Genomic DNA, 10,512 nt, shown 5'->3' with positions numbered 1-10,512 from the left:
CCGTAGTCGTCGAGCGGCACCGCCGCGCCGGTGGGCTGACCGAAGTCCGGGCTGTAGTAGTGGTCCTCGTAGCTCGGAATGGTGTAGGCCGCCGCCCGGGCCGCCTCGGTGGGCTCGACCTGGATGTTGCGGTACCGGTTGATGCCGGTGCCGGCCGGGATCAGCTTGCCGATGATGACGTTCTCCTTGAGACCGTTGAGCTTGTCGCTGCGGCAGTTGATCGCCGCATCCGTCAGCACCCGGGTGGTCTCCTGGAACGACGCCGCGCTCAGCCACGAGTCGGTGGCCAGGCTGGCCTTGGTGATGCCCATCAGCACCGGCCGGCCGGCCGCGGGCTCGCCGCCCTCGGCGACGACCCGGCGGTTCTCCGCCTCGAACTCGGCGCGCTCGGTCAGCGAGCCGGGCAGGAACTCCGTGGAGCCGGAGTCGATGATCGTCACCCGGCGCAGCATCTGCCGGACGATGACCTCGATGTGCTTGTCGTGGATCGACACGCCCTGGGCCCGGTAGACCTGCTGGACCTCGCGGACCAGGTGGATCTGCACCCGGCGCGGTCCCTCCACCCGCAGCACCTCGTGCGGGTCGGCCGAACCCTCGGTGAGCTGCTGGCCGACCTCGACGTGGTCGCCGTCGGCGAGCAGACGCTCGGTGCCGTCGTCGTGTTTGAACACCCGCAACCGCTTGGTCTTGGAGAGCTTGTCGTAGACCACCTCTTCACTGCCGTCGTCGGGGACGATGGTGATCTTGTAGAACTTCTCGCTCTCCTCCAGGCGAACCCGGCCGGAGACGTCGGCGATCGGGGCACGGTTACGCGGAACGCGGGCCTCGAACAGTTCCTGGACGCGGGGCAGACCGCCGACGATGTCCTCACCGGCCACACCGCCCTGGTGGAAGGTGCGCATGGTGAGCTGGGTGCCCGGCTCGCCGATGGACTGCGCGGCCACGATGCCGACGGCCTCGCCGATGTCGACCAGCTTGCCGGTGGCCATCGAGCGGCCGTAGCACATCGCGCACACCCCGGCGGCGCTGGCGCAGGTGAGCACCGAGCGCACCTTCACCGAGCTGATGCCGGCCTGCAGCACGGCGTCGATGGCCGGGTCGCCCAGGTCGTGCCCGCGCTCGACGATCACGGTGCCCCCGGCGTCGATGGCGTCGGCGGCCAGTGTGCGGGCGTAGGCGGAGGTTTCGACGAACGGGTCCCGGATCAGGGTTCCGTCCGCGGCACGCTCGGCGAGGTCGACGGTGATGCCGCGCTCGGTGCCGCAGTCGTGCTCGCGCACGATCACGTCCTGGGACACGTCCACCAGGCGACGGGTCAGGTAACCCGAGTCGGCGGTGCGCAGCGCGGTGTCGGCCAGGCCCTTGCGGGCGCCGTGGGTGTTGATGAAGTACTCCAGCACCGTCAGGCCTTCGCGGAAGCTGGACTTGATCGGGCGCGGGATGAACTCGCCCTTCGGATTGGTCACCAGACCCTTCATGCCGGCCAGCGTGCGGGTCTGGGTGAAGTTGCCGGTCGCCCCGGACTCCACGATCGTCATGATCGGGTTGTCGTCCGGGTAGTGCTCGCGCAGCGCGTCGCCCACCTCCTCGGTGGCCTTCTTCCACAGCTCCACCAGCGCGTCATTGCGCTCCTGGCGGTTCAGCGCGCCGCGCTGGTACTTCTTCTCGATACCGTCGGCATCCTGCTCGTAGCGCGCCAGGATCTCCTGCTTTTCCGGCAGCACCAGCACGTCGGCCATCGACACGGTCACCCCGCTTCGGGTGGCCCAGTAGAAACCGGTGTCCTTGAGCTTGTCGACGGTCTGGGCGACCACGATCATCGGGTAGCGCTCGGCGAGATCGTTGATGATGCGCGCCTGGACCTTCTTGTGCATCTGCTCGTTGACGAACGCATAGCCCTGCGGCAGCAGCTCGTTGAACAGCACCCGGCCCAGCGTGGTCTCGGTGGTCCAGGCGTTGCCCGGCCGCCAGCCGTTCTCGCCGAACAGCTCGGTCTCGACTTCGTGCGGCGGGCGCAGCTGTGTCAGACGCACCTTGATCTGCGCGCGCGGGCTCAGCGCGCCGCGGTCCATCGCCATGATGGCCTCGGCCGGCGAGCTGTACACGCCGGTCTCGGGACGGTCCTTGGCCGCCGGGGTGTACTCGCCCCTGTCCCCCGGGATTTCGGTGGTCAAGTAGTACAGCCCGGTCACCATGTCCAGACGCGGCATGGCCAGCGGCTTGCCCGAGGCCGGCGACAGGATGTTGTTGCTCGAGAGCATCAGGACGCGGGCCTCGGCCTGAGCCTCGGCGGAGAGCGGCAGGTGCACGGCCATCTGGTCGCCGTCGAAGTCGGCGTTGAACGCCTCGCAGACCAGCGGGTGCAGCTGAATGGCCTTGCCCTCCACCAGCATCGGCTCGAAGGCCTGGATTCCCAACCGGTGCAGCGTGGGTGCGCGGTTGAGCAGCACCGGATGCTCGGCGATGACTTCCTCGAGGACGTCCCACACCTGCGGACGCTGGCGCTCGACCATCCGCTTGGCGCTCTTGATGTTCTGCGCGTGGCTCAGGTCGACCAGCCGCTTCATCACGAACGGCTTGAACAGCTCCAGCGCCATCAGTTTGGGCAGACCGCACTGGTGCAGCTTGAGCTGCGGGCCGACGACGATGACCGAGCGGCCGGAGTAGTCCACCCGCTTGCCGAGCAGGTTCTGACGGAACCGGCCCTGCTTGCCCTTGAGCAGATCCGACAGTGACTTCAGCGGCCGGTTGCCCGGTCCGGTGACCGGCCGGCCGCGGCGGCCGTTGTCGAACAGCGCGTCGACGGACTCCTGAAGCATGCGCTTCTCGTTGTTGACGATGATCTCGGGCGCACCGAGGTCGATGAGCCGCTTGAGCCGGTTGTTGCGGTTGATCACCCGGCGGTAGAGGTCGTTGAGATCGGAGGTGGCGAACCGGCCACCGTCGAGCTGCACCATCGGGCGCAGCTCCGGCGGGATCACCGGAACCGCGTCGAGGACCATGCCCATCGGCGAGTTGCCCGACTGCTGGAAGGCCGCCACGACCTTGAGCCGCTTGAGCGCACGGATCTTCTTCTGGCCCTTGCCGCTGCGGATCACCTCGCGCAGTGACTCGGCCTCGGCGTCGATGTCGAAGTTCTCGATCAGCTTCTGGATCGCCTCGGCGCCCATCGAACCCTGGAAGTACTCCCCGTAGCGGTCCACCAGCTCGCGGTAGAGGTTCTCGTCCACGATCAGCTGCTTGGTCGCCAGCTTGGTGAAGGTGCTCCAGATTTCCTCGAGCCGTTCCAGCTCGCGGCGGGCCCGGTCGCGGATCTGGCGCATCTCGCGCTCACCGGCGTCCTTGACCTTGCGCTTGGCGTCGGACTTGGCACCCTCGGCCTCCAGCTCGGCCAGGTCGGACTCCAGCTTCTGGGCGCGGGCCTCCAGGTCGAGGTCGCGCTGATCCTCCACACCCTTGCGCTCCACCGTCATCTCGGCTTCCAGGGTGGAGAGCTCGTTGTGGCGCATCTCCTCGTCCACGGCGGTGATGACGTAGGCGGCGAAGTAGATGATCTTCTCGAGATCCTTGGGCGCCAGGTCCAGCAGGTAGCCCAGCCGCGACGGCACGCCCTTGAAGTACCAGATGTGGGTGACCGGGGCGGCCAGCTCGATGTGGCCCATCCGCTCGCGGCGCACCTTGGCGCGCGTCACCTCCACGCCGCAGCGCTCGCAGATGATGCCCTTGAAGCGCACCCGCTTGTACTTGCCGCAGTAGCATTCCCAGTCGCGGGTGGGCCCGAAGATCTTCTCGCAGAACAAGCCGTCCTTCTCGGGCTTGAGCGTGCGGTAGTTGATCGTCTCCGGCTTCTTCACCTCGCCGTAGGACCACTGCCGGATGTCCTCGGCGGTGGCCAGGCCGATGCGGAGCTCATCGAAGAAGTTGACGTCTAACACGTAACTCCCTTTCCCCTTGCGGGACTAGAAAACCGGTTACCAGACAAGACTCAGGCGAAGTCCTCGACGGACGCGGACTCGTTGCGGGACAGGTTGATCCCGAGGTTGGCCGCCGCACGTTCGAGGTCGTCGTCGTCGGTGTCGCGCATCTCGATGGCCGCGCCGTCGCTGGAGAGCACCTCGACGTTGAGGCACAGCGACTGCAGCTCCTTGAGCAGCACCTTGAACGACTCCGGGATGCCGGGCTCGGGAATGTTCTCGCCCTTGACGATCGCCTCGTACACCTTGACCCGCCCGACGGTGTCGTCGGACTTGATGGTCAGCAGCTCCTGCAGCGTGTAGGCCGCACCGTAGGCCTGCATCGCCCAGCACTCCATCTCACCGAAGCGCTGACCGCCGAACTGCGCCTTACCGCCCAGCGGCTGCTGGGTGATCATCGAGTACGGACCGGTGGAGCGGGCGTGGATCTTGTCGTCCACGAGGTGGTGCAGCTTGAGGATGTACATGTAGCCGACGGTCACCGGGTACGGGAACGGCTCGCCGCTGCGCCCGTCGTAGAGCGATGCCTTGCCGTCGGGGTTGACCATCACCTGGCCGTCCCGGTTGGGCAGTGTCGAGGAGAGCAGACCCTGCAACTCCTCCTCCCGGGCACCGTCGAACACCGGCGTGGAGACGATGGTGTTCGGCTCGGCCGACAGCAGCTCGTCGGGAAGGTTCGCCGCCCAGTCCGGCTTGCCCGAACCGTTGTGCTCAACGTTCCAGCCGGTCTTGGCGACCCAGCCGAGGTGGGTTTCCAGGATCTGGCCGATGTTCATCCGTCGGGGCACGCCGTGGGTGTTGAGGATGACGTCCACCGGGGTGCCGTCGGGCAGGAACGGCATGTCCTCGACGGGCAGGATCTTGCCGATGACGCCCTTGTTGCCGTGCCGGCCGGCGAGCTTGTCGCCGTCGGAGATCTTGCGCTTCTGGGCCACGTAGACCCGCACCAGTTCGTTGACGCCGGCGGACAGCTCGTCGTCGTCCTCGCGGGAGAAGACGCGGATGCCGATCACCTTGCCGGACTCGCCGTGCGGCACCTTCAGCGAGGTGTCGCGGACTTCGCGGGCCTTCTCCCCGAAGATCGCGCGCAGCAGGCGCTCCTCGGGGGTCAGCTCGGTCTCGCCCTTCGGGGTGACCTTGCCGACCAGGATGTCGCCGTCACGGACCTCCGCGCCGATGCGCACGATTCCGCGCTCGTCGAGATCGGCAAGCACTTCGTCGGAGACGTTCGGGATGTCGCGGGTGATCTCCTCCGCCCCCAGCTTGGTGTCGCGGGCGTCGATCTCGTGCTCCTCGATGTGAATCGAGGTCAGCACGTCCTCTTCGACGAGGCGGCTGGAGACGATGATCGCGTCCTCGTAGTTGTGCCCCTCCCAGGGCATGACCGCCACCAGCAGGTTGCGTCCCAGGGCCATCTCGCCGTCGTCGGTACAGGGCCCGTCGGCGATCACCTGGCCGGTCTCGACGCGCGCGCCCGCATCGACGATCGGCCTTTGGTTGGCGCAGGTTCCGTGGTTGGACCGGTTGAACTTGCGCATCCGGTAGCTGTGCCGGGTGCCGTCATCGGCCATCACGGTGATGTAGTCGGCCGAGACCTCCTCGACCACGCCGGCCTTGTCGGCGACGACGACGTCACCGGCGTCGATGGCCGCGCGCAGTTCCATACCGGTGCCGACCAGTGGTGCCTCGCTGCGTACCAGCGGCACCGCCTGGCGCTGCATGTTGGCGCCCATCAGGGCGCGGTTGGCGTCGTCGTGCTCGAGGAACGGAATCATCGCGGTGGCCACCGAGACCATCTGGCGCGGCGAGACGTCCATGTAGTCCACCTCGGTGGCGCTGACGTACTCGACCTCGCCACTTTTGCGGCGCACCAGAACACGCGGCTCGAGGAACTTGTTGGTCTTCGAGTCGATCGGCGAGTTCGCCTGCGCCACCACGTGGCGGTCTTCCTCATCGGCGGTGAGGAAGTCGATCTCGTCGGTGACCACACCGCCGACGACCTTGCGATAGGGCGTCTCGATGAAGCCGAAGGGATTGACCCGCGCGTAGACGCTCAGCGAGCCGATCAGTCCGATGTTGGGACCCTCGGGGGTCTCGATCGGACACATCCGGCCGTAGTGGCTGGAGTGCACGTCGCGCACCTCCAGACCGGCCCGCTCGCGCGACAGCCCGCCGGGGCCCAGCGCCGACAGTCGGCGCTTGTGGGTCAGCCCGGACAGCGGGTTGTTCTGGTCCATGAACTGCGAGAGCTGGCTGGTGCCGAAGAACTCCTTGATCGCGGCCACCACCGGGCGGATGTTGATCAGAGTCTGCGGGGTGATCGCCTCGACATCCTGGGTGGTCATGCGCTCGCGCACGACCCGCTCCATCCGGGACAACCCGACCCGGATCTGGTTCTGGATCAGCTAGCCCACGGTGCGCAGCCGGCGGTAGCCGAAGTGGTCGATGTCGTCGACCTCGACGGGAACCTCGACGCCGCCCGGTGCGGTCATGGTGGTGTTCTGCCCCTCGGGCAGGGTGTGCAGCCGGACCAGGTACTCGATGGTCGCGGCGATGTCGTCGAGGGTGAGGGTCTTCGCACCGGTGGGACGTCCGGAGTCGAGTCCCAGCTTCTTGTTGAGCTTGTAGCGGCCCACCCTCGCGAGGTCGTAGCGCTTCTCCTTGAAGAACAGGTTCTCCAGCATGGTCTGCGCGGACTCTTTGGTGGGCGGCTCGCCCGGGCGCAGCTTGCGGTAGATTTCCAGCAGCGCCTCGTCGGTGCCGGCGGTGTTGTCCTTCTCCAGCGTCGACATCATGATCTCGGAGAACCCGAACCGCTCCCGGATCTGCTCGCTGGTCCAGCCCAGCGCCTTGAGCAGCACCGTGACCGGCTGGCGACGCTTGCGGTCGATGCGCACGCCGACGGTGTCGCGCTTGTCGACGTCGAACTCCAGCCACGCACCGCGCGCGGGGATGACCTTGGCGCTGGTGACATCGTTCTCGGTGGTCTTGTCCTTGGACTTCTCGAAGTACACCCCGGGCGAACGGACCAGCTGGCTGACGACCACGCGTTCGGTTCCGTTGATGATGAAGGTGCCCTTTTCGGTCATCATCGGGAAGTCGCCCATGAAGACGGTCTGGCTCTTGATCTCGCCGCTCTCGGCGTTCATGAACTCGGCGGTGACGAACAACGGCGCCGCGTAGGTCATGTCCTTGTCTTTGCACTCGTCCACCGGCGCCTTGACCTCATCGAAGCGCGGGTCGGTGAAGGTCAGCGAGAGGTTGCCGGAGAAGTCCTCGATCGGCGACAGCTCCTCGAGCACTTCCTCCAGGCCGCCCTTGGGCTGGGTCTCGCCGGCCTCGCGAGCCTTTCGGCGCCAGTGCTCCGAACCGATCAGCCAGGCGAACGAGTCGGTCTGGACGTCGAGCAGCCCGGGAACCTCGAGGGGTTCGCGCAGCTTGGCAAAAGAAATTCGGTGAGGCGCTCCTGGGACGGATTGGGGGGTGGTCGGTGTCGCGTTGCTCTGCCGAGAGCGTGCCAAGATACGTCCTTCCAGCCGCTGATCTGCGTTGCCCACTGGCTGGCCCGCCCGGGAGACCTACCCGGGGCGCGGTACAGCAAAAGCGTCCGAGCCCGGGGAACAGCACATGACCACGGTGTCGAGGTGCGGGTTGGGAGCGGGAGGGAGCCAGCGCAACGTTCAACGATACCGCAGAACGACGGCAGCATCAAATCCGCATGTCCGGACCGGACGGCGCTGGCCGTCGGCGTGGCTCGCGACACGCATGCTGGTCACTAGGGTGAACCGTCACGGGCGTTCCGTCAAGGGAAACGCGCCGTTTTTCCCTCGCTCAGGGGCTCAGGAGGGGTACTGCGGGGTCGGGATGATCACCCGGTTGACTCCCAGCTGGTAGGCCCGGGCCACCAGCCGGTTGTACTCCGCCTCGGGGATGAACTGGTCGCGGGTCAGGATGTAGCCGCTGGTGCCCTGCGGGTCGCCGACGATCGCCCAGCTGTAGTCGGGCGCGTAGTCGAGGATCCAGTAGTTACCCGGCTCGGAGGCGTCTGGCTCGCCGCCGAAGAAGCCGGGGAAGCCGACGTTGAGCCGGGTGTTGGCCACGTTCACCGGCACCGCCGAACCCACGATGTTGACCGCCGGGCCGTTGGGCCCGAAGTACTGACCGAAGTTCTCCACCTTGACCGAGCCGTTGGGCAGGGGCGTGTAGGTCGCGGTGGTGTTCACCAGACCGATGGAGAAGAACTGCCGCGCGCTGCCCTGCTCGTACCACTTGCCGGAGTAGTCGTTGATGTTCACCGGCGGGGGTGCGGGCAGCGTGGTCACCCCGGCCTCGCCCATCACGAACGGCAGGTTGTAGCCGGCGGGGTTGTAGGGGAACGGCACGGCGTAGCCCGGCCCGTACACCCCGTAGAGCGGGACCTCGGGCGCGGCCGGCCCGTACGGCGTGTTGCCCGCGTAGATGTCGTTGACCCACCCGGTGGCCAGGGTGCGCACCGCGGCCTTGGCGCCCGGCGGGGACGGCTTGACAATGAAGTCGCTGGCGATCTCGGCCAGGTCGGCGAACAGGCTGTTGCCCGCGATCACGTCGGAGTGGCTGCCGTTGTCGATCTGCACGCCGTTGAACCGGTTCGGATAGAGCTGCGTCATCAGCTCGGTGGCCACGCCGTAGGCGTTCCACCGCTGCGGGGGCGCGGCGATCTGGTAGTCCGGGATATCGGCCGCGGACAGCGCGGCCAGTGAGGCGTCGAACAGCGGGGAGCGGGACACCCCGTCGAACATCACCACGCCGATCAGGTTGTCGACCTCAGGGGTGGCGGTGAGCAGCCCGCCCACCGCGGTGGCGAAGTTACCCCCGGCGGAGTGCCCGGTGAGCAGGAAGGCCGCCGGCAGCGGGCCCTGCAGGCCGGCGGCGTTGGCGCTGATGTTCAGCGCCGTGCGGTCGCCCTGGAACATCTCGGCGGCGGCTTCGCGGATGGCCGGGCTGCCCAGGTAGCAGCCCGGGCACAGCGGGGTGTCGAACCAGAAGATGTCCGGGGCGACCACGATGCTGTTGGTCTCCCTCGCCAGCGCCAGGGCCATGTCGGAGTACCACGCGTTGAAGCCCAGGAAGCCGTGCTGCAGCCAGATCATCCCGTTGGCGGCCACGGTGCCGTCGGCCTGGGTCGGGAAGTACCAGGTGGCCGGCGCGGCGTAGCCGGTGTCGCCGCACGGGATGTCGAGGGTCGCACTACCGGTCTTCACCCCGGTGACGCCGTTGCTCAGCGGCGGGACCGTGACGGCGGCGACGCCGTTGGGCAGCTGCGGCGGGATGTCGGTCGGGATGGTGATGCCGAGCGGGCGCAGCAGCGCCGCCAGGACCGCCTCGCCGAAGTAGAGCTGGTTGGCGATCGGGGTGGGCAGCGCGATCGCCGACGTCGGGCCCATGATGATCGGCTGGTTGGAGCCGGCGTAGAAGCCGTACTCCGGGTCCTGCGGGGTGGCACCGGCGTAGAGGTCGTTGATCCACCCGGTGCTCAGCGTGTAGACGGCGGTGGTGTTGCCGGCCGGGACCGGCCGGGTGACCAGTTGCAGGACGAAGTCGATCAGGGGGTTGACGCCGAGCATCGAGTCGACGTGCGAGCCGCCGGACAGCACCACCCCGTCGAACTGGCCGGGCCGGGCGCTGACCAGTTGGTTGGTGGTGGTGCCGAAGGCGTTCCAGGCCTGCGCCGGGGCGGCGATCTGGTAGATCGGCACGCCGGTCAACTCATTGACCTGGGTGGTGAAGCTGCCGTCGGAGGTGCCGGTGGAGACGCCGTCGAACATCACCACGCCGAGCAGATCGCCCGCCGCCGCTCCGTTCTCGACGGTGTCCGCCGCCGCCGCGGTGGCCAGACCGCCGCCGGCCGAATGCCCCGAGAAGATGAAGTCCTCCGGCAGCGTGCCCGAGTAGCCCGCCGCGGCCGCGCTGGCGTTCAGCGCCGACCGGTCCCCGAGGAACAGGTCGGCGACGGCCTGCTGCATCTCGGTGCCGGACAAAAAGCAGCCCGGGCAGAACAGGCTCGGCAGCGAGCTGAGGGTGGGGGCGACCACGATGCTGTTGGTCTGCTGGGACAGCTGGGTGGCCAGCCCGGAGTACAGCGAGTTCCAGGCGCCGAAGCCGTGCTGCAGCCAGATCACGCCCTGGGCGTCGACGGTGCCGTCGGCCTTGGTCGGGAAGTACCAGTCGGCGGGGGCGACGTAGCCGTTGGGCCCGCAGGGGATGTCCAGGGTGGAGTGGCCGATCTGCACGCCGGTCACGCCGTTGGTGTAGCCGGGCAGCGCCGGATCCGGCGGAGGTGCGCCGACCGTCGTGGTGCCGACCACCGTGACCGGCGTGGCGCTCTGGCGGGGGTTCGTCGCCGAGGCGGGGGCGGCCACCGCGGCCGCCGCCGGGCCGCCGGGCAGCCAGCCGGTGCCCGTGAGAACACCGAGCAGCAGCGCGTCCGCCGGTGCGGGAGTGGCCGGGGGGCCGTCGGCAAAGGCCGGCGCCCGGCGCGGCGAGACCCGCCCGAAGGCCC

Annotated in this window: 2 protein-coding genes and 1 pseudogene; all 3 read right to left on the bottom strand. The window is 68.0% G+C overall.

What is annotated here, in order from left to right; all coding sequences use genetic code 11:
- On the bottom strand, positions 1–3,935 hold a 3,935-nt coding region (locus ACKOB8_RS07635; protein ID WP_526376614.1), incomplete at its 3' end, for a DNA-directed RNA polymerase subunit beta'.
- Positions 3,936–3,985: 50 nt separating this feature from the next.
- Positions 3,986–7,495 (bottom strand): annotated as a pseudogene (gene rpoB / locus ACKOB8_RS07630) (DNA-directed RNA polymerase subunit beta).
- A 318-nt stretch (positions 7,496–7,813) separates the two neighbouring features.
- Positions 7,814–10,512: lipocalin family protein (locus ACKOB8_RS07625; protein ID WP_526376613.1), on the bottom strand; the 2,699-nt coding region annotated here is incomplete at its 5' end.

This window comes from Mycobacterium sp., assembly GCF_046091765.1.
Classification (GTDB): domain Bacteria; phylum Actinomycetota; class Actinomycetes; order Mycobacteriales; family Mycobacteriaceae; genus Mycobacterium.
The sequence above is the reverse complement of the archived record's forward strand: the minus strand, read 5'-3'. Positions and strand labels throughout refer to the sequence as shown.